Origin of the sequence: Lactococcus sp. NH2-7C, assembly GCF_029953655.1 — a bacterium.
GTDB lineage: Bacteria > Bacillota > Bacilli > Lactobacillales > Streptococcaceae > Lactococcus > Lactococcus lactis.
In genome coordinates, this window is the sequence record NZ_CP124538.1 from 116,530 (window position 1) to 138,685 (window position 22,156).

The 22,156-nt window shown below is 34.0% G+C and carries 19 protein-coding genes; 17 read left to right on the plus strand and 2 right to left on the minus strand.

Annotation, left to right across the window (positions count from 1 at the left end; genetic code table 11):
* Nucleotide 1 precedes the first annotated feature (1 nt).
* The 3 genes from thrB (at nt 2) to murB (ending at nt 2,685) form a co-directional block, all read left to right on the plus strand.
* Nucleotides 2-892, plus strand: a complete 891-nt coding sequence (thrB, locus tag QJV49_RS00605) for a homoserine kinase (RefSeq protein WP_225511340.1) — start codon at nt 2-4, stop codon at nt 890-892.
* 251 nt (nt 893-1,143) lie between these two features.
* Nucleotides 1,144-1,743, plus strand: a complete 600-nt coding sequence (gene niaX, locus QJV49_RS00610; RefSeq protein WP_003132120.1) for a niacin ECF transporter S component NiaX — start codon at nt 1,144-1,146, stop codon at nt 1,741-1,743.
* A gap of 42 nt (nt 1,744-1,785) precedes the next feature.
* Nucleotides 1,786-2,685, plus strand: coding sequence for a UDP-N-acetylmuramate dehydrogenase (murB, locus tag QJV49_RS00615; RefSeq protein ID WP_010905790.1), 900 nt, complete (start codon nt 1,786-1,788; stop codon nt 2,683-2,685).
* A gap of 153 nt (nt 2,686-2,838) precedes the next feature.
* Here the strand turns inward: murB and QJV49_RS00620 are convergent, their stop codons facing one another.
* Nucleotides 2,839-2,979 carry a hypothetical protein gene (locus tag QJV49_RS00620; protein WP_023189302.1) on the minus strand — a complete coding sequence of 47 codons (141 nt, stop codon included), beginning with the start codon at nt 2,977-2,979 and terminating at the stop codon, nt 2,839-2,841.
* Nucleotides 2,980-3,408: 429 nt separating this feature from the next.
* Here QJV49_RS00620 and QJV49_RS00625 point away from each other — a divergent pair, with 429 nt between their 5' ends.
* From QJV49_RS00625 to QJV49_RS00650, 6 genes are all read left to right on the plus strand, one after another.
* Nucleotides 3,409-4,695, plus strand: a complete 1,287-nt coding sequence (locus QJV49_RS00625) for an ABC transporter ATP-binding protein (RefSeq protein ID WP_225511341.1) — start codon at nt 3,409-3,411, stop codon at nt 4,693-4,695.
* Nucleotides 4,692-5,480: an ABC transporter permease gene (locus tag QJV49_RS00630; protein WP_225511342.1), complete on the plus strand. Its 789-nt coding sequence runs from the start codon at nt 4,692-4,694 to the stop codon at nt 5,478-5,480. The genes QJV49_RS00625 and QJV49_RS00630 overlap by 4 nt, the downstream gene beginning before the upstream one ends.
* Before the next feature lies 1 nt (nt 5,481).
* Entirely contained in the window at nt 5,482-6,282 is an 801-nt protein-coding gene (locus QJV49_RS00635; RefSeq protein WP_029343880.1) for an ABC transporter permease, read from the plus strand.
* 47 nt (nt 6,283-6,329) lie between these two features.
* Entirely contained in the window at nt 6,330-7,397 is a 1,068-nt protein-coding gene (locus tag QJV49_RS00640) for an ABC transporter substrate-binding protein (protein WP_225511343.1), read from the plus strand.
* A gap of 484 nt (nt 7,398-7,881) precedes the next feature.
* Entirely contained in the window at nt 7,882-9,105 is a 1,224-nt protein-coding gene (locus QJV49_RS00645; protein ID WP_281449145.1) for a MucBP domain-containing protein, read from the plus strand.
* 172 nt (nt 9,106-9,277) lie between these two features.
* Nucleotides 9,278-11,785: an HAD-IC family P-type ATPase gene (locus QJV49_RS00650; protein WP_309568395.1), complete on the plus strand. Its 2,508-nt coding sequence runs from the start codon at nt 9,278-9,280 to the stop codon at nt 11,783-11,785.
* A 58-nt stretch (nt 11,786-11,843) separates the two neighbouring features.
* Here QJV49_RS00650 and QJV49_RS00655 read toward each other — a convergent pair whose 3' ends face one another.
* A complete protein-coding gene (locus QJV49_RS00655) occupies nt 11,844-12,539 on the minus strand; it encodes an N-acetylmannosamine-6-phosphate 2-epimerase (RefSeq protein ID WP_225511346.1) in 696 nt (231 codons plus the stop codon).
* A gap of 168 nt (nt 12,540-12,707) precedes the next feature.
* Here QJV49_RS00655 and QJV49_RS00660 point away from each other — a divergent pair, with 168 nt between their 5' ends.
* The 8 genes from QJV49_RS00660 (at nt 12,708) to alsS (ending at nt 22,138) form a co-directional block, all read left to right on the plus strand.
* Entirely contained in the window at nt 12,708-13,529 is an 822-nt protein-coding gene (locus QJV49_RS00660; protein ID WP_225511347.1) for a MurR/RpiR family transcriptional regulator, read from the plus strand.
* Between the two features lie 182 nt (nt 13,530-13,711).
* Complete coding sequence (locus QJV49_RS00665; protein WP_225511348.1) at nt 13,712-13,957, plus strand: hypothetical protein; 246 nt, start codon at nt 13,712-13,714, stop codon at nt 13,955-13,957.
* A gap of 207 nt (nt 13,958-14,164) precedes the next feature.
* Nucleotides 14,165-15,544, plus strand: coding sequence for a 23S rRNA (uracil(1939)-C(5))-methyltransferase RlmD (gene rlmD, locus QJV49_RS00670; protein ID WP_225511349.1), 1,380 nt, complete (start codon nt 14,165-14,167; stop codon nt 15,542-15,544).
* A gap of 25 nt (nt 15,545-15,569) precedes the next feature.
* Nucleotides 15,570-17,177: an NAD(P)/FAD-dependent oxidoreductase gene (locus QJV49_RS00675; protein ID WP_225511350.1), complete on the plus strand. Its 1,608-nt coding sequence runs from the start codon at nt 15,570-15,572 to the stop codon at nt 17,175-17,177.
* Nucleotide 17,178: 1 nt separating this feature from the next.
* Nucleotides 17,179-17,799, plus strand: coding sequence for a class I SAM-dependent methyltransferase (locus tag QJV49_RS00680; RefSeq protein ID WP_225511351.1), 621 nt, complete (start codon nt 17,179-17,181; stop codon nt 17,797-17,799).
* A gap of 63 nt (nt 17,800-17,862) precedes the next feature.
* On the plus strand, nt 17,863-19,035 hold the full coding sequence (locus tag QJV49_RS00685) for an AI-2E family transporter (RefSeq protein ID WP_225511352.1): 1,173 nt from the start codon (nt 17,863-17,865) through the stop codon (nt 19,033-19,035).
* Nucleotides 19,036-19,062: 27 nt separating this feature from the next.
* A complete protein-coding gene (locus QJV49_RS00690) occupies nt 19,063-20,319 on the plus strand; it encodes a tetratricopeptide repeat protein (RefSeq protein ID WP_225511353.1) in 1,257 nt (418 codons plus the stop codon).
* 154 nt (nt 20,320-20,473) lie between these two features.
* Nucleotides 20,474-22,138 (plus strand): acetolactate synthase AlsS, encoded by a 1,665-nt coding sequence (gene alsS, locus QJV49_RS00695; RefSeq protein WP_225511354.1) that lies wholly within the window; start codon nt 20,474-20,476, stop codon nt 22,136-22,138.
* Nucleotides 22,139-22,156 lie beyond the last annotated feature (18 nt).

Genomic DNA, 22,156 nt, shown 5'->3' on the forward strand with positions numbered 1-22,156 from the left:
AATGAAAATTATTGTACCAGCGACATCAGCAAATTTAGGTGCAGGTTTTGATTCAATTGGTATTGCAGTCAACTTGTATTTGACAGTTGAAATACTTGAGGAAAGTAAGAATTGGAAAATTGATCACGATTTAGGAAATAATATTCCTACTGACGAAAAAAATTTATTACTGACCACGCTGTCAGCAGTTTTGAAAGCTAAAAATTCCAATCTGTCAGCAAAATATCATTTGAAAATGACTTCGGAAGTTCCTTTAGCAAGAGGTTTGGGTTCATCAAGTTCAGTCATTATTGCTGGGATTGAATTAGCTAATCAACTAGCAAAGCTAAATTTGACAACAGAAGAAAAACTTGAACTTGCTTGTGAAATTGAAGGACACCCTGATAATGTTGCACCAGCACTTTTGGGAAATTTAGTTATAGCAAGTACTGTTGCTGACAAAACGAATTATGTTAGCTCAGACTTTCCTTCATGTAAACTTCTAGCTTTTGTTCCAGACTATGAGTTAAAAACTGTTGAAAGTCGAAAAGTTTTACCCAAGGAATTGGCTTACAAAGAGGCCGTTGCTGCCAGCTCTATTGCAAATGTACTGACGGCCAGTCTTTTGACAAAAAATTTAAAAGTTGCTGGGCAAATGATAGAGTCTGACCGTTTTCATGAAAATTATCGCGCTTCTTTAGTTCCTGAACTGAAAATTTTGCGAGAAATTGGTCATGAATTTGGTGCTTATGGAACTTATTTATCTGGGGCGGGGCCAACAGTAATGCTCCTTTTACCCGATGATAAGCTGAATTTACTGACAGAAAAAATTAATGAGCAAAATCTATCTGGTCAACTTTATTCCTTGGAAGTTGACAGTAATGGATTACAAGTAAAAGAATCTGTATTATAAATACAGATTTTTTTCTTGATTATTTTACATATAAAATGATATAATCATTAAAGCAAAAAAGAATGTAAAGTAGTTCACTAACTTTCATTCTCTTTGTCAGAACAAGGTTTTTGATTGATCATTTTTTGAAGTTAGAAGGAATGAATCATTAAATTTCTTTTATTGACAGGAATGTGATTTAAATGAAAAACCATTATTGCCCTACTGTCCGCTTTTTTAAAGCAAGAGTTTAAAAAGAAAAGGAAACTCAAATGGCTCAAACAAAAAAGGCAAAAGTCAGAAATCTGATTATTGCTGCGATGCTAACTGCACTTGGAATTTTAATTCCAATGATTATGCCGGCTAAAATTATTATTGGTCCTGCATCATTCACGCTTGCCTCACATGTTCCCGTAATGGCTGCCATGTTTTTCAGTCCATTAATGACCGCTTTTGTTGCTCTAGGAACTACCCTAGGATTTATGATTAGTATTCCGGTACCAACTATTTGGTTGCGTGCCCTTATGCATCTCCCTGTAATGACAGTGGGTGCTTATGTCCTAAAGAAACATCCAGAACTTGTTCATCAAAAAGTTAAAATCCAAATTTTTAATTTTATTCTCGGTATTTTTCATGCTGGTTTGGAAACTTTAGTAGTTTATGTTTTTTATTCTTTAGGATTTGCAAATATTGATCAAGCTGCTCTACTTAATCTTCTATTATTGATTGGTTTTGGTGGTCTTGTTCACAGTATGATTGATTTCAATTTAGCGCTTGGTTTGTGCAATGTTTTGAGCAAAGCCTTCCCAATTGATATCTTCGATAAAGCTAAAGGTTTCTTGAATAAAAAGAAAGTTAAAGCCGAAATTTAAGACAAAATTGTCATCTTTAATAGAAAATGATAAAATAAGGATATGATAAAAGAAACTGACCTTGAAAATATCCCAGATTTGCTGGTTAAATTTAATGAACCATTATCAAAATATACTTATACAAAAGTAGGTGGACCAGCAGATATCTTAGCTTTTCCAGCTACAATTGAAGCACTGACAGAATTATTAGTTAAAGCAAAATCAACTGACACAGCAGTTACTGTGCTTGGAAATGCTTCAAATTTGATTGTGCGTGATGGTGGAATTCGTGGCCTTGTGATTTTACTTGAAAAATTAGAGTCAGTAAAAGTGGCTGGCTATACGATTGAAGCTCAAGCTGGTGCAAAATTAAAAGAAGTAACACAAGTGGCACAAGCAAATTCACTGACAGGTTTTGAATTTGCCTGCGGAATTCCAGGTTCAATTGGCGGTGCTGTTTTCATGAATGCTGGAGCTTATGGTGGCGAAATTTCTCAAGTTTTGGTAAGTTGCAAAGTTATGGATACTGACGGAAACATTTCGGTTCTGACTGCAAGTGAAATGCAATTTGGCTACCGTCATTCTGTCATTCGTGACAAAAATTTGGTTGTTTTGTCAGCAAAATTTGAACTCCAAGCAGGTGATCCGACTCAAATTCAAAATGAAATGAATCGACTCAATTTCCTGCGTGAAAGTAAACAACCCTTGGAATATCCAAGTTGCGGTTCAGTTTTCAAACGCCCAGTCGGTCATTTTGCGGGACAATTAATCCAAGAAGCTAATCTACAAGGCGTACGCATTGGCGGTGTTGAAGTTAGCAAAAAACATGCAGGTTTCATGGTTAATGTTGCAAATGGAAATGCGACAGATTATGAAAAACTTATCGCACATGTTATTGATAAAGTGAAAGAAAACTCAGGGGTCACTCTTGAACCTGAAGTTAGAATAATCGGTGAAAAATAAGACAGGATTTTCCTGTCTTTTTCAAATTTCAACTTGATAAATCATCTAATTTAAGCTATAATTAATGATGTTCTGTGCATATACAGAAGATTTGACCGCTCAATTTTACTGATGAATAAACCGTCAGCAAATTAGACCTTTCTATCTGCCAATTTAATGGTTGAATTCTGGATTTAATTTACTGACAGAAATTTCAACAAAGTCGAAATTTCCTTTATCTACCGCTTCAATGGCTTCCTCTGGTCGCATTGAACTGATAGAAATTTCAGCAAAGCTGAAACTTCCCTTATCCACCGATTCAATGACTTCCTTTGGTCGCATTGAACTGACGAAACTAAAAATTTCTCAAAAGTACTTTTCGTCAGTAAAAATAACATCTCGTCAGTAAAATATTGACGATTTGTCAGTAAAAATTGAGCCAAGGCCAGACGGACAGCCGGGTCAAAAGCCGAAATTGGCGACTTTCGTTGCCTTATTGATTAACTCTTTTTAGGAGTTATGGGGAATATAAAAGCCCCACCCAAGAAAAACACGCTTTGGCGCATCAATAAGAGTATTAAAAGTTCTTCTGCTGTATAGACTCTGCACTAGATTTTTCTGTTTTTCCTTTTGGAATCAGAAAACTTAAATTGATGATGAAACCAAGCGTTGGCTTGGTTTTTTATATTACTTACAAGCAATTTTACGGCTTATCACATCTTTATATTCAAAGGAATTAAAAAAATGTCAAAAACAATTATCGAATTTAAAAATGTCAGTAAAACTTATGCTGACACTGATACAACCGTTCTTAAAGATATTTCATTTGAACTAGAAGAGGGAAAATTTTATACTCTTTTAGGCGCGTCAGGTTCAGGAAAATCAACAATTTTAAATATTATTGCTGGGCTTCTTGATGCAACCGATGGTGATGTTATTCTTGATAATAAAAGAATTAATGACTTACCCGCAAATAAACGAAATGTTCATACTATTTTTCAATCCTATGCTCTTTTTCCAAATATGAACGTTTTTGATAACGTCGCTTTCGCTCTTAAAATTAAAGGGGTAGATAAAAAGGAAATTGCCAAGCGTGTCTCTGAGAGTTTAAAACTCGTGCGTTTAGACGGCTTTGAAAAGCGTTCAATTACTAAATTATCAGGAGGGCAAAAACAAAGGGTAGCTATTGCCCGTGCCATAATTGATCGCCCTAAAGTTCTCTTACTTGATGAATCTCTTTCAGCACTTGATATGAAACTCAGAAAAGATATGCAATATGAATTAAGAGAGTTACAACAAAGTCTTGGAATTACATTTATCTTTGTTACGCATGACCAAGAAGAAGCGCTAGCGATGTCTGATTGGGTCTTCATCATGAATGAAGGCGAAATTGTGCAATCAGGGACTCCAACTGATATTTATGATGAACCAATTAATCATTTTGTTGCTGATTTCATTGGTGAATCAAACATTCTAAACGGAAGAATGATTGAAGACTACCTCGTTGAATTTAATGGTCAGAAATTTGAAGCTGTCGATGGTGGGATGCGTAAAAATGAACCAATTGAGGTTGTTATTCGCCCTGAAGATATCTGGTTTACACTTCCTGACGAAGGCAAATTCAATGTAAAAGTAGATACTCAACTCTTTCGTGGCGTCCATTATGAAATTGTAGCCTACGATGAATTTAATAACGAATGGCTCATTCATTCAACGCATAAAGCCATTGTTGGAGAAACAGTTGGACTCGATTTTGACCCAGAAGCCATTCACATCATGCGTCTTAATGAAACCGAAGAAGAATTTGACGCACGTATTGAAGAATATGTTGAAGAAGAAGAAACGGTCGGTTTAGCTAATGCTGTCGAAGAAGAAAATGCCGAAGAAGAAGCTGCCATTCAAGAAGCCGTTAAAGAAGCGCTTGAAAACACGATGGAATTAACAGAACTTGCTGAAACAGTGAATGAAATTTTACAAAAGCAAGAGAATGAACTTGAGGCAGAAACTAAAGAAAGTGGGGCCAATAAGTGACCAAAAGAATTTATTCTGTTCCCTATTTTCTCTGGATTCTTTTCTTTGTTATCGTCCCTTTGGCCATGCTTTTATGGCAATCATTTTTTGATTTAAATGGTCACTTTACCCTTAACAATTATATCCTCTATTTTTCTAGCGGAACTTACCTCTTAATGACATGGAACTCTATTCTCTACGCACTGATTATTACTGTAGCAACCCTCGCCATCTCCTACCCTGTAGCTTACATTTTGACCAAACTAAAAATGAAACAATTTTGGCTCATGCTTATTATTTTACCTACTTGGGTTAATCTTTTACTCAAAGCTTATGCCTTTATTGGAATTTTTGGTAAATATGGTTCAGTTAATAACTTTTTGCAGTTTTTAGGAATTGGACGGACACAGATTTTATTTACTGACCTAAGTTTTATTTTGGTCGCATCATATATCTCCATTCCCTTTATGGTTTTACCAATTTTTAATGCTTTAAATGATTTAGATGATAATTTGGTAAATGCGAGTGCCGATTTAGGCGCCTCACGTTTCCAAACTTTTACTCAAGTGATTTGGCCACTTTCACTAAACGGTGTCAGAGCAGGAGTGCAAGCTGTCTTTATCCCTAGTTTGTCACTCTTCATGTTGACACGTTTAATCGGTGGGAATAAAGTCATCACACTCGGTACGGCCGTTGAAGAACACTTCCTAACGACACAAAACTGGGGAATGGGTTCAACCATTGCTGTTGTCTTAGTTGTAGCCATGTTGATTGTCATGAGAATGACAAAAGAAAGGAGAGATTGATTTGCAAAAGAAAAATTCGCTTGGTAAAGTTTACCTCACCTTTGTCCTCATCCTTTTATATGCACCTATTTTTTACCTTATTTTTTACTCATTCAACTCCGGAAGTGATATGAGCAAATTTACAGGTTTCACATTAGATAATTTCAAAACATTGTTTGCTGACAGTCGTTTAATTCTGATTGTTGTTCAAACCTTCTTTCTCGCCTTTTTAAGCTCACTGATTGCCACAGTTATTGGAACAATTGGTGCTTTGAACCTTGTTAAATTCAAGAGAAGACGTCGTGAAACTTTACTGGGCTTAAATAATGTCTTAATGGTTTCCCCAGACGTTGTCATCGGTGCTTCCTTCCTGATTTTATTTACAATTGTTGGAATGAAACTTGGTTTTATGTCTGTTTTACTCAGTCATATTGCCTTCTCTATCCCTATTGTTGTTCTGATGGTAATGCCGCTTTATCAAGAAATGGATAGTTCACTCATTGATGCCGCAAATGATTTAGGGGCAAATTCAAGCCAAATAATGCGTGAAATTACCCTGCCCTATTTAACACCAGGAATTATTGCTGGTTTCTTTATGGCATTTACTTATTCTTTAGATGATTTTGCCGTCACTTTCTTTGTCACAGGAAATGATTTCACAACCCTATCAGTTGAAATCTATTCCAGAGCTCGCGCCGGAATTTCTTTAGAAATTAATGCCCTCTCTACCCTTGTATTTCTCTTTTCAATTCTATTAGTTATAGGCTATTATTATATTATGAGAGATTCAGAAACTGTCGGAAAATCTTCAAATCTGACTTAAAACTATTTTACTGATACTTTGTAGCTCAAAGTATAGAAAGGAGAAACTTGAAAAAATTATTATACTTCTTTGTAGGAATTTTGATTATTACTGCCTCGTTAGGTCTGATTACGAATAGAATGAAAGCTGCTGATGGAGTCAAAACTCAAAATAATAGCCTGACCATTTTTAACTGGGGAGAGTATATCGACCCAGACTTGATTAGTAAATTTCAAAAAGAAACAGGTTATAAAGTTAACTATATGACCTTTGATTCCAATGAAGCCATGTATTCAAAAGTCAAACAAGGAGGAACAGCTTATGACCTGATTGTTCCTTCCGATTACATGATTGAAAAAATGGCCAAAGAAAATTTGCTCATTAAGCTCGACCATAGTAAAATTAAAGGCTTAAAAGATGATGACCCTAAACTCCTAAATCCGGCTTTTGACCAAGGAAATCAATATTCTGTTCCATACTTTTGGGGAACATTAGGGATTGTTTATAACTCAAAAACAGTAACAAGGCCACCAAAAACGTGGAATGATATCTGGTCACCAACTTACAAAAACTCAATTTTACTGACAGACAGTGTGCGTGACGTCATGGCAATGGTTCTTAGTAAACATGGTTATTCATTAAATACAACCAACCAAAAAGAGCTAGATATAGCCTATCAAGACCTTCTAAAACTTACGCCAAATGTAAAAGCAATTCTGGGTGATGAAATCATGAATTACATGATTAATAATGAAACACCATTAGCTGTCGTCTATAGTGGACAAGCAGCAGAGATGACTTCTGAAAATAAAAATTTGAAATACGTTATCCCTGAGCGAACAAATATTTGGTATGACAATTTAGCCATTCCTAAAACAGCTAAAAACATCAAAGCAGCTTACGCTTTTATTAATTTCATGCAAGAACCAAAAAACGCAGCCCAAAATGCTGAGTGGATTGGTTATGCAACCCCAAATTTGAAAGCTAAAGCTCTCCTGCCCAAAGAAATTCGTGATAATAAATCTTTTTATCCAGATGAATCAACCATAAAAGATGATGAAGCCTACAAAAACCTCAATCCATATTGGACTGGAATTTATAATGATTTATACCTAGAATTTAAGATGAATAAATAAAAAGAGCGATTAACCCTAGCGGTTACGCTCTTTTTTCATTTGCTATGACAAATTTTATTTTATACCTTATTGATTTTATTATAATTCTTTTAACTTTATTATTTTCAATTTTTTAAAGGTGAGTATTATGTACTGAGACATTTGAATGCATTCGTATATTTCAATCTAACTCGAACTACTAGAAAATAAATAGTTACCCTTATGAAAGGGTCTGTGCGATATGAATACCAAGAATAGTAAAGTGACAAAATGAAACAAAAGCAAAAACAACACAACTAAAGATATTTAAAATAATTCCAAAGTTGTTATTTTGTATTATATTTAAGCAAAAGAAATATTTAATTGAAATTTTAATATATTAATTTCTTAAATAAGAACGAATAATTAATATAATAATATATTATATTAACTATTGACATGTTTTTATAAAATGTCATAATAAAGCACGTGATGTAGTAAATATAATACACAGGAGTTTATGAAAATGAAAATTTTAAAAAAGATATTAGCCATTACTACGCTAGGGTTAGTAATGACAGGGGCTAATATAATGGCAGACGATATTAATACTCATATCGGTGCTACAGGAACTTTAACTAATATTAATGACCAGTATCAAATACAAAATTCTATACCATCAGGAATATCATTTAAAGATTCAGACTGGACTGCCTTAAAAGAAGGAAGTTACGATATCAACTTTGAATTACAAAGAGACATAGAGTTTTCTTTAAATTGGAAAGGCCCTAATTTTACCTTAACCATAAATGATAGTGCTGCCATGCTTCCTACGGAAAATTGGAAGTTAATTTTCTTTGTAGATAATAGTCAATTAGAAGAACATACAATTGCTCCAGGAGTAAATGTCCAACAGTTTACATTTAATACAATTAACCTCAATGCTAAATCATTAAAGGCAGAAATACAGCTTAATGGGAAAACAGTTGCCATTAAAGATTTAGTAATAAATGATGATTATGGGTTCAATCCAGATAGTTTAAAGGTGTCATTAGACGATAAAAAATCATATCATTTTAATGTTGCTGATGAGGTCCTTGTAGAGTATGTTGATACATCAGGAAATAAACTTTCTACAGATGATATTATGGTGGGAGATTATTCTAATAACTATTCTACAAGCCCAAGAGTTATTTCCGGTTACAGCTTAGTAAAAGTAGAGGGCAATGAACAAGGAGTTTATGATTTTTCGAAGCATCTTGTAAAATATGTATATAAGAAAAATGAACTTGCTCCGGGACTTGTTAATATACATTATCAAGATGTAGATGGAAACAAACTTGCATCAGACGAACAGAAAACAGGTACAGTTGGTAGTGCATATTCTACTGATAATAAAATAATAAAGGGTTATACTTTAAAAGAAATAAAGGGTGAAGCTTCGGGAAACTTTAGTTCCATCCCAAAAGATATTTACTATATTTATGAAAAAATAGTAGAGGAAACTACAACTGATAATCACGATAAAGGGAGCACTTCTCCCGGAACTTTGAATGATGGAGCTGTAGAGAGAAAAATGGTACAGCCAATCTCGAAACAGAAAAATGATGAACAAGTAGTTAAACCTAAGAAAGAAGTATTGCCAGAAACTGGTTCTTCTGATTCTTCCTTATTCATAGGACTAGGTGGAACACTTATTGCTACTGCCTTAGCAGTCTCATTGTTAAAGAACTTGAAAGAAAAATATTGATTTTGTACAAGGACTATTAACTTATGTTAATAGTCCTTTATTTATTTCTACTGGTTTTTATAAAATAATTTTTCGAATACTTTCAAAAATGTAAGAAAAAAAGGTAAAATTTTAGATATAATAATTAAAGAAATTAGTTTAGGAGGAAAAACAGATATTGAATAATGTAAACATGACCGAAGGATTGTCAAATGCAGAAGTCGAAGAACAAAAAAGACTTGGAAATTTGAATATCATGACAGTTAAAGTTGGGAAGTCAAATAAAGATATTATCATTAAAAACTCAATGACCTTATTTAATTTACTCAATCTAGTACTTGCGGTTGTATTATTTGTCATTGGTTCTTATAAAAATATGCTGTTCATTTTCTCTATTATTTCTAATACCTCAATTGGAATCTATCAAGAAATTAAAGCTAAAAGAATTATTGAAAAGCTCTCTTTTCTAAAACAAGATAAAGTAGAAGTGATAAGAGCAGGTGAACAAGTGAGTATTGAAAAAGAAGAACTTGTTTTAAATGATATCATCTGTCTGAAAAAAGGGGTCCAGGTTCCCGTGGATGCGATTTGTTTGGAAGAAGGACTAGATGTTGATGAATCCATGATTACGGGAGAATCTGATTTTATTGAAAAACATGTTGGTGATTTCATCTATTCAGGTAGTCTTGTCATGCAAGGTGCTTCAAAAGCACAAGTTCAGGCAGTCGGGAATCAAACATTTATCAGTAAACTCACAAAAGAAGCTTCAGTTTTAAAAAAATCAAAATCAAAAATTCAACAACAGATTGATAAAATATTAAAAATTATAGCAATAGGAATTATTCCTATTTCAATTCTTGTTTTGCTAAATCAGTTCATATTTTCATCGTTAGATTTATCAGTGATTCCTCAAAGAAAGATAGCGATTGTTGGAACAGCAACAACCATTACAAGTTTAATTCCCGAAGGATTGGTCTTGCTTACATCAGTTGCTTTGGCTTTAGGTGTTATTAAACTCTCCCAAATGGATGTTTTGACACAAGAATTATCAGCGATCGAAACATTAGCAAGGGTTGACGTTCTGTGTCTAGATAAGACAGGAACAATTACCGAAGGACAAATGAATGTCGAAAATGTTCTATATTATAATGATAAAGTGGAAATAAATGATATTATTTCATATATTACCTCTTTAGACAAAGAACAAAATTCTTCAATGGAGGCTTTGACAAAATATTTTACTAATGGTCGGCAAAACACCTTTGAATTAGTTTCTTATCAACCTTTTAGTTCAGAAACTAAATATCAATCTGTAGAAATAAAAAATAAAGGAAACTATATTTTAGGAGCTTTTGATTTAGTAGCCAAAGATGTTACTCCTAAACAACAAGCTGATATTGAAGAAGCCCTAGAAAGAGGTTATAGAATTCTCGCGCTCTCTCATAATGTTTTGGGAGAAAAAAACCAACTCCTCTGTCTTATTTTCTTAAAAGATAGACCTAAAAAAGAGGCTAAAAAAATATTAGAATACTTTGAAAAACAAGGGACTCAAATTAAAATTATTTCGGGTGACCATCCAAAAACGGTCTCACTTATTGCAAAAGAGGTCGGTTTAGAAGCGGATTATATTGGCCTGTCAGAACTTCCTGAAAGTGAAAAAGAACTACAAGAAGTTGTAGAAGAAAAGACAATATTTGGTCGCATAACTCCAGAAAGAAAACGTGATATCATTGCTGCTTTACAGGCAAATGGTCATACTGTGGGAATGATTGGAGATGGAATTAATGATATTCTTGCCCTTAAAAAATCGGACTGTCCGATTGCATTAGGAAGTGGTAATGAAGCAACAAAGTCAGTTGCTCAATTTATTCTATTGAAAAATGATTTCTCCGTTCTTCCAAATATTCTCAAAGAGGGAAGAAAAGTAATTAATAATATTACACGTGTCGCTAGTATGAATCTTCTAAGAGTGATATACATCTTTACCTTAACAGTTCTATTATTAATTACACGTCATCTCTTCCCATTAGAATCAATAAATTTAATGATGATGGGTATCTTTACCGTCGGAATTCCTAGCGCTTTACTTGTGCTAGAAAAAGATGAAAAAAGAAATGAGGATGATATCCTCCAAAAAATTAGAGACAACGCTCTACCTACGGGAATCATTATTGGGCTTGCTATATTTGTAATGTTCAGCTTGGCCTATAAATTCCCAATCTATACGACATTTACTGATGGACACTTTGTGACTCATTATAAGGAGTTTATTAGTGATGTAACTTTGGTTATTGGTAGTGTTCAACTCTTTTCACTCTATCTCTTATGCCGGCCGTTAAGTCGTTTTAGAGCTATTGTCATTGTCGGAATGACAGCACTCTTTTATGGAACTTACTTTATTTCACCAGTAACTAAATTTTTAGGAATTGCACCTTTTAAAAGTTTCAGATTTGTTATACCAACAATTATCTGTATCTTAATGATTCTTATGGTTAGAGCTTTATTCTCTAAAAATATAAAAAGAAAAACAAAGAAAATTGCTATACTTCTTGTAGGCCTAGTTTTAATCAGTGGATTTTCATTTACCAAATTAAGACAGTATAATGCTAAAGCAGCGATTGAAAGGCCTCAATATAAGAAAATATTAGTCGATAATTGGGAAAGATCTCAGGTTAATAAAGAAAATGTAAACGAGAGATAAGCTTAAAAAAAGACACCATCCTTTTTGGAGGTGTTTTTTTATTCCGATGAATGGGCTGCTATTTTTCACTAATTGCTTTTATAAATCGTGTGGCAATCTCAAAAGGTCTGGTTATTGCTCCCCCGATAACCATGGCATCAACACCAATATCATAAACGCGTTTGGCTTGTTCTGGGCTATGAATTCTTCCTTCAGCAATGACTGGAATTTTCTCCTCAACTAGTTTTTCAAGTAAGTCAAAATCAGGTTCATCTTGTTTTGGACTTTCATCTGTATAACCACTAAGCGTTGTACCAACAAAATCTACCCCAGCTTCATATGCATTTTTGCATTCTTCAAAGGTTGAACAATCTGCCATCAAAAGTTGGTTTGGATATTTTTCTTTGATTGATTTGATAAACTCATTAATAGTTAAGCCATCATAACGTTCTCTAGAGGTACAATCCAAGGCGATGACTTCACAAGAAGTGGCTACTAACTCATCTATTTCTTTCATGGTAGCAGTAATAAAAGGTTTTTGTGGTGGATAATCTCTTTTAATAATACCAATTATTGGTAAATCAACTATTTCTTGAATTTCTTTGATATCTCTTACAGAATTTGCCCTAATTCCAACGGCTCCAGCTTGCTCAGCTGCTTTAGCCATCAAAGGCATGATCCCACCTTTTTCAGAATATAAAGCTTCACCGGGCAAGGCCTGACAGGATACAATAATACCATTTTTCACTTTTTTTAAAAATACTTCTTTATTCATTCTCCAATTCGCCTCCAAAAAAAAAGAATACGGAGATAATCTCCAACGATAAATATATCATACGCTTACATTTTTGTCAATTACCATAATTTTTAAGTCTTTATTTTTAAAAAATAGAAAAAAATAGTAAAATAAAGAGCAAATGACTATCTATCTCAAAGGACTTTTATGAAAATTGAACAAATTATCAAAGAAAAATTTAATTCTCTTACTAAATCAGAGAAAAAAATAGCTAATTATATATTAGAATCTCCGAATCATATTATTTATGGAACAATGAATGAAATTAAAGGTGCTATTCAAGTGGGTGATGCGACAATTGTTCGATTTTGTCAAAAATTAGGTTATTCGGGATTTTCGGATTTCAAAATAGAAATGGCCAAAGAAGATTATTCGCAAAAGGAATCTCTAGCTAACGATAACCAACTTTTTTTTGATCAAGCAGAAAATAAGATTATTGATTGCATTCAAAGAACAAAAAGAAAAATGGATATTAAATCTTTAAAAGAGAGTTCTGAATTACTTTCTAATGCCACAGCGATTTATATTTTCGGGGTTGGTTTGAGTGGAAATACAGCACAGGATTTAGAGGCAATGTTCTTGCGTATTGGGATTCAAAGTAAAGCAATTAGTGATAATCATTTTCAGATGCAAACAGCGGCTCTACTAAAAGAAACTGATTTAGTGATTGGAATTTCATTGTCAGGAAAGACACAAGATTTATTTGAAGCGCTTGGGGTTGCTAAAGAGCATAATGCAAAAATCATTTCTATAACCAATACCTTAGTGTCACCTGTTGCTCAAATTTCAGATATTGTTTTACAAACAGTATCTGAAGAGTTTTTTAACGGAGCCTCTTTATCGGGGAAAGTTTCACAATTATATGTTTGTGACCTTTTGGTAAGATATCATGAGAAACTATTTGAAAAAGAAGCATTATCTAGTCGTGTGGAGATCATTAGAGCGGTCATGAATAAATCATTAGATTAGTTTAGTATAATTATTTAATGAATATATGAATTTGAATGGCAACTGTATATGATTATTTGCATTTAGTTGTACAAATTTCGGAAAATAGATAAAAATAGTAAGAAAATGATAAATATTTAAGTTTTTGAGAATCTTATGCTATGATATTTATTGAAATAAAATGAAAAAGGAGTATTGTTTCAATGGCAAAATCAAAAAAGGAAATTGAAAAATTAATTTTAGAACATACTAATTTTGTTCCACATAATGAAAAAGGACAAGAAATTTATATTTCATTGAAAGCTAAAAAAAATGGTAAAAAAAATTTAAAGCACAATGAAAAATTTGCTAAAAGTGCAGAATTTGGTAGATTAGTAAGACTTTTTGGAGAAAATAAAGTAAGACTCATTCATGCGAATGCTCAACGCAGAATAGAAATTTTGCGTTAATGTAAATCTATAATAAAGACTGCACTTCCTTATACCAACTAAATTAGAACTACTTACCTTGTGAGTGGCTTTTTTATTGTAGAGAAATAATCAATTACGTTTTGAACCACATTTTATGTACAAAAAACTGGAAATTATTGAGTATATTTTCAAAAAAATTTAAATACTCTTCATTTATAGAACCCTATTGATAATATATGTTATAATATGGACATGACAAATTTCAAGAAAAACGATATATTTGAAGCAGAAGTCCTTGACTTAACACATGAAGGACAAGGTGTTGTTAAAATCAACTCTTTCCCTTTCTTTGTGGATAATGCTTTACCTGGGGAACGTATCAAAATGCATGTGCTTAAGGTTGGGAAATCCTTTGGATTTGGGCGTGTCGATGAATTTATAAGTCAGAGTAAACATCGCGTTACTCAGCTTAACCTTGATTATTTGCGCACCGGAATCGCGGATTTTGGTCATTTATCTTATGATGAACAAGTAAAATTTAAACATAAGCAAGTAGTATATATTTTGAGAAAAACGGCTGGAAAAGCTGATTATCCTGTTTTACCAATGATTGAAGCAATTAAGACGTTTAATTATCGAAATAAGGCACAAATTCCTGTTCAAATGATTGATGGGGTTCTAACTACTGGATTTTATCGAAAAAATTCTCATACTTTGATTCCTGTAGAAGACTTTTATATTCAACATCCTGAGATTGACGCTGCTGTTCTTTTTTTGCGTGATGAGTTTCGAAAAATTAATTTACAAGCTTATGATGAGAAAATGAGAAAAGGCTGGTTACGAAATATTGTTGTCCGTCGAGCATTTCACACCGGTGAAATGATGATTACTCTAGTCGTTACAAGTAAAAAACTTCCAGAAAATGTTGAACTTGTGATTGATCACTTGGTTGAACGTTTTACCAATATAAAATCTGTCCAACTTAATATTAATTCTGGAACAGGTTCATTTATTCTAGGAAAAGAATTTGTTTTATTGTATGGTAAAGATTTCATCACGGATTTGATGTTAGATAAAACTTTTCAAATTTCGGCACCTGCTTTTTATCAAGTAAACACGCCTCAAGCTGAAAAACTTTATGAAACAGCTTATGACTTTGCGGGTCTAAAGCCAGGAGACGTAGTTATTGATGCTTACTCTGGTATTGGAACAATTGGAATTAGTATGGCTGACAGAGTTGCAAAAGTTTACGGTATGGAAATTATTCCAGCAGCAGTTGAAAATGCAAAGCGTAATGCTCAATTAAATGAACTTGAAAACACACATTATGAGGTTGGAACAGCCGAGAAAATTATGCCTAAATGGCTTGAAGAAGGAGTAAAACCCGACGTTATTTTTGTTGACCCACCAAGAAAAGGTTTGGATGAAGGATTTATTAAAGCAGCAACAGCAACAGGGCCTCGTCGTATTGTTTATATTTCTTGTAATCCAGCAACTTTTGCTCGTGATATTGTTCGCTTTGAAGCTGAGGGGTATTTGTTGGATAAAGTTCAACCAGTTGATTTATTCCCACAAACGCATCATATTGAGTTAGTTGCTAGTTTTAATAAAAATAAAAGAGGATAATAAATCCTATCATAGAAAGAAAATCATGATTCGCATAACACAAATCAAAATTTCAATTGATGAACCTGTCAGCAAGGTTAAAAGTCTTGTTTTGAAAAAACTAAGACTACAAGAATCTGACTTACTGGATTATCGAATTTACAAAGAATCAATTGATGCAAGACATAGAGGCGAAATTGATTTTATCTATACTGTTGATATTAAACTTAAAGACGAAACAAGAATTCTGTCTAAAAAAATAAAAAATGTTTCTTTGGCACCTGAATTGGATTATGTCAATCCAGTTATAGGAAACAAAAAAATGCTTCATCGTCCTGTAGTCATTGGATTTGGTCCCGCAGGAATGTTTGCGGCATTATTATTGGCTCAAAATGGATATCGGCCAATTGTTCTTGAAAGAGGCCAAGCTGTTGATGAGCGTGTAAAATCAATTGATAAATTTTGGCTTGAAGGAAAACTTAATCCAAAATCGAATGTTCAATTTGGTGAAGGTGGAGCAGGAACTTTTTCTGACGGGAAATTAACGAGTCGTGTTCGTGATTTGCGTGGTCGTAAAGTTTTGGAAGAATTTGTACAAGCTGGTGCCCCAGAAGATATTCTTTATAAGGCACATCCTCATGTCGGAACTGATTTACTTCGTGACATTGTTAAAAATATCCGAAAACAAATTATTGAGTTGGGCGGAGAAGTTCATTTTGATTCCCAAGTTAAAGAATTTTTAATTGAAGATGAACAGTTACAAGCTGTAAAACTTGCTGACGGAAATATTATTAAAACAAATCAGGCTATTTTAGCTATTGGTCATTCGGCACGTGATACTTTTTCAGAACTTTATGATAAAGGGGTAACGATTACAGCTAAACCCTTTGCTGTTGGAGTCAGAATTGAACATCCACAATCTTTAATCAATAAAGCACAATATAAAGAATTTGCTGACCATCCACGTCTTGGGGCAGCAGAATATCGATTAACTTATAAAGCATCATCAGGTCGGGGTGTTTATACTTTCTGTATGTGTCCAGGAGGATTGGTCGTCCCAGCTGCATCAGAAGAAGGTGGTCTTGTGACAAATGGCATGTCTGAACATGCCAGAAACCAAAAAAATGCAAATTCTGGACTTTTAGTCCAAGTTTTTCCAGAAGATTTTCCAACTGACCATCCCCTAGCTGGAGTAGAGTTCCAAAAGGAATTAGAACATAAAGCCTTTGAATTAGGAGGGGCTAATTATCAAGCGCCGGCTCAACTTGTTGGAGATTTTCTTGATGGAAAAGCTTCTAAAGCAATGGGAACAGTTGAACCTAGTTACGCTTTAGGAGTGAAACCAACAAATCTTGAATCATTATTCCCAGATTATGTTACACAATCTATGCGTGAAGCAATTGTTGGATTAGATAAAAAAATGCATGGCTTTGCACTTTTTGACGCTGTAATGACAGGGGTTGAATCTCGTTCATCTTCACCAGTCAGAATTAATCGTGATGAAGAAAATTATCAATCTGTTTCGACAAAAGGAATCTATCCTTCAGGAGAAGGGGCTGGTTTTGCTGGTGGAATTGTCTCAGCCGGTATTGACGGTTTAAAATGTGCTGAGAGCATGATTGCAGAATTCGCTAAACCTTTGATGGAGGACTAAAATGGTTCAAAAGACTCATGATTACGAAAGAGAATCTGAAGACTTTTATGACCATATTGCGAGTCGTTTTGATCATAGTTTTGATGGATTTTTGGCCAGTTTTTTCAAAAGATTTATTAAAAAACATTTAAAAGTTGAAAAAAATTCAAGAATCTTAGATGTTGGTTGTGCTAATGGAAATCTTTTGGCAATGTTAAATCAAAAAGAGAAAATTTTTGGAAGCGGCTTAGATATTTCGTCAGAAATGATAAAGATTGCTCAAGTTAGGTATCCTAATTTTACTTTTAAGCAAGGCTCTGCTCAAAAAATTCCCTTTGAGGATGCTAGTTTTGATTTGATTATTTGTTCAGCTAGCTTTCATCATTTTCCTCTGCCTGAGGTTTTTTTAGCGGAAGCTAAACGACTCCTTGCGCCAGAGGGAAAATTGGTCATCGCTGAGATTCATATTCCATTAATTACAAAAGCCTATAATTGGCGACTTAATAAATTTTCAACAGAAGGAGATGTAAAAGTCTATCAGCCAAAAGAACTGACAAGAATTTTTAATCACAATGGTTGGAAAATTACTGACAAAAAGATTTTTTTACAGATTCAATATTATGAACTAGAAAAAAGTTACTGACAGAAAACTAAAAGACTTTAAACAATATCTGTCAGTAATTCTAAAAAAGAATTAGGAAAAAATATGGAACAAGAACAACACCGAGGCTTCAAAGCCTCTTGGTTTTTCAAGTGGTTTATTAATAATAAAGTAGTTGCAGCTTTAGCAATCGTCCTTCTCTTATTACTAAATATTCTTTTACTCAATAAAGTTGGATTTATTTTTAAACCTGTAGGAGAATTTATAACGGTTATCTCGCTGCCCGTTATTTTGGCAGCTGTATTTTATTATCTTCTAAACCCAATTGTTGATTTTTTGGAAAAGAAAAGAGTCCCGCGAGTTGTCACGATTATCGTTCTTTTCTTAATAATTGCAGCTTTGATTGCTTGGGGCTTAATTGTTGCTATTCCTAATGTCATCAGTGGAGTAGATAATTTTGCTTCGTCAGTTCCTCAATATGTAAACACTGCCCAAAAAGAGATCAATGCTTTAGCAAAAAATCCACATTTTGAACAATTTCGACCACAAGTTGACCAGTTTGCTAAGTCAATTGGTAATCAATTGATTGATTGGTCAAAAACTTTCTCTGTTAATGCTGTAACGACCCTTTCGCATCTCATCAGTAAAACAACAAGTATCCTAATTTCATTAATTGTGTTTCCATTTGTTCTTTTCTACTTATTGAGAGACGGTCAAAGATTAAATGGTTTTGTCACTCATTTATTGCCAAATGATTGGCGTAAAGAAACTTCAAAAGTTTTGCACGAAATCAATAGTCAGCTTTCAAATTATGTCCGTGGCCAAGTTTTGGTCGCAATTGCGGTTGCTATCATGTTTATGATTGGTTTACCTATTATTGGTTTGCGTTATGCAGTTGCTTTAGCAATCACTGCAGGATTTTTGAATTTAGTTCCATTTTTAGGCTCATTTTTAGCTGCTATTCCAATGGTAATTGTTGGTTTAGCAATTGGTGGACCTTTGATGCTTGTAAAAGTAATCATCGTCCTTATTATTGAGCAAACACTTGAAGGAAGATTTATTTCTCCTTTAGTTCTTGGAAAACAAATGTCAATTCATCCAATTACAATCTTATTTGTTTTACTGACAGCAGGCCAAATTCTGGGTGTCTGGGGAGTATTACTTGCTATTCCATTCTATGCAACTTTGAAAGTTATTATTGTTCATGTTTACGAATGGTACCGTGAAATTTCAGTTCTTTATCGTGAAGAAACAGCTACAGAAGAAGCAAATGAGTAATTAATAGAATAAAAAATAAGGAGAAAAATGTCTTATTCAGAAGATACAATTGATTTCTTACATCAGGGAGACTTGATTGGAATGCAAAATTCACTTGCCCAAGCATTAAAAAATGATAATAGTGAAATGTTGGCTGACCTAGCCGAATATTTGCAAATGATGGGTTTCATTGATGAAAGTCAAAAAATTTATGACCAAATTATGGCTGAACATCCAGAATCAACAGATTATCTGATTAACTTAGCAGAAATTGCAGAAGATAATGGTAATTTAGATGAAGCATTAAATTATCTTTATCAAATCCCGATGGATGATGAAAATTATATTGCTGCTTTAGTCAAAATTGCTGACTTATATCAATTTGAAGGTGATTTTGAAACAGCAATTTCTAAGTTAGAAGAAGCAAGAGAATTATCGGATTCTCCTCTGATTACTTTTGCTTTGGCAGAGTCCTACTTTGAACAAGGTGATTATTCTGCTGCCATTACCGAATATGCAAAACTTTCAGAACGCAAAATTTTACATGAAACAAAAATTTCTATTTATCAAAGAATTGGTGACTCTTATGCCCAATTAGGTAATTTTGAGAATGCCATATCATTTCTTGAAAAGTCACTAGAATTTGATGAAAAACCAGAAACCTTGTATAAAATTGCTCTTCTTTATGGAGAAACTCATAATGAAACAAGAGCCATTGCTAATTTTAAACGATTAGAAAAAATGGATGTCGAATTTTTGAACTATGAATTAGCCTATGCACAAACCCTAGAAGCTAATCAAGAATTTGAAGCTGCACTAGAAATGGCAAAGAAAGGTATAAAAAAAAATCCCAATGCCGTTCCTCTCTTACACTTCGCTTCAAAAATTAGTTTCAAACTAAAGGACAAAGCTGCAGCGGAACGTTATCTCATGGATGCTTTAAATTTACCAGAATTACATGACGAAACAGTCTTTTTACTTGCTAATTTATACTTCAACGAAGAAGATTTTGAAGCTGTCATTAATCTCGAAAAGCTTTTAGAAGATGAACATTTATTAGCTAAATGGCTTTTTGCAGGGGCACATAAAGCTTTGGAAAATGATTCTGAAGCGGCTGCTTTGTATGAAGAACTCATTCAAACCAATTTGTCAGAGAATCCAGAGTTTTTAGAAGACTATATCGATTTTCTTAAAGAAATTGGTCAAATTTCTAAAACAGGACCAATTATTGAACAATATTTGGAGCTTGTTCCAGATGATGAAAATATGAGAAATTTACTGACAGACTTAAAAAATAATTACTGACAAAGCTGTCAGTAATTATTTTTATTGTAAGCTAGAAAATTCACAAACTTGCGTCAAAATAATTGTAAAAGCTCCTATTATCTGATAAAATGATTGTGAAGTAATCCAAGAGATTATGAAATATGAATTAGAACAAATAGAGGTAAAATAAAAAATGTCTGAGAAACAATTTGGGGCGAACTTGGTTGTCGATAGTTTGATTAACCATAAAGTGAAGTATGTATTTGGGATTCCAGGAGCAAAAATTGACCGGATTTTTGATTTATTAGAAAATGAAGAAGGACCTCAAATGGTCGTGACTCGTCATGAGCAAGGAGCTGCTTTCATGGCTCAAGCCGTTGGTCGTCTAACTGGCGAACCTGGTGTAGTAGTTGTGACAAGTGGGCCTGGTGTATCAAATCTTGCGACACCACTTTTGACTGCGACATCTGAAGGTGATGCTATTTTGGCTATCGGTGGACAAGTTAAACGAAGCGACCGTCTAAAACGTGCGCACCAATCAATGGATAATGCCGGAATGATGCAATCAGCAACAAAATATTCAGCAGAAGTTCTTGATCCTGATACACTTTCCGAATCAATTGCCAACGCTTATCGTATTGCAAAATCAGGACATCCAGGTGCAACTTTCTTGTCAATTCCTCAAGATGTGACAGATGCCGAAGTATCAATCAAAGCCATTCAACCACTTTCAGACCCTAAAATGGGGAATGCCTCGATTGATGATATCAATTACCTAGCACAAGCAATTAAAAATGCCGTTTTGCCAGTAATTTTGGTTGGAGCTGGTGCTTCAGATGCTAAAGTTGCTTCATCATTGCGTAATCTATTGACTCATGTTAATATTCCTGTCGTTGAAACATTCCAAGGTGCAGGGGTTATTTCACATGATTTAGAACATACTTTTTATGGACGTATTGGACTTTTCCGCAACCAACCAGGTGATATGCTTTTGAAACGTTCTGACCTTGTTATTGCTGTTGGTTACGACCCAATTGAATATGAAGCTCGTAACTGGAATGCAGAAATTGACAGTCGAATTATCGTTATTGATAATGCCATTGCTGAAATTGATACTTACTACCAACCAGAACGTGAATTAATTGGTGATATCGCGGCAACATTGGATAATCTTTTACCAGCAGTGCGTGGCTACAAAATTCCAAAAGGAACAAAAGAATATCTTGATGGACTTCATGAAGTTGCTGAACAGCACGAATTTGATACCGAAAATACCGAAGAAGGTAGAATGCATCCCCTTGATTTGGTCAGCACTTTCCAAGAAATCGTCAAAGATGATGAAACAGTAACCGTTGACGTGGGTTCCCTCTACATTTGGATGGCACGTCATTTCAAATCATACGAACCACGTCATCTCCTCTTCTCAAACGGAATGCAAACACTCGGAGTTGCTCTCCCTTGGGCAATTACAGCCGCATTGTTGCGCCCAGGTAAAAAAGTTTATTCACACTCTGGTGATGGAGGTTTCCTTTTCACAGGGCAAGAGTTGGAAACAGCAGTACGTTTAAATCTTCCAATTGTTCAAATTATCTGGAATGACGGCCATTATGATATGGTTAAATTCCAAGAAGAAATGAAATATGGTCGTTCAGCAGCCGTTGATTTTGGCTATGTTGATTACGTAAAATATGCTGAAGCAATGGGAGCAAAAGGCTACCGCGCACATAGCAAAGAAGAACTTGCTGAAATTCTTAAATCAATCCCAGATACTACTGGGCCAGTGGTAATCGACGTTCCTTTGGACTATTCTGATAACATTAAATTAGCAGAAAAATTATTGCCTGAAGAATTTTATTGATAAGAACCAAATAGTTTG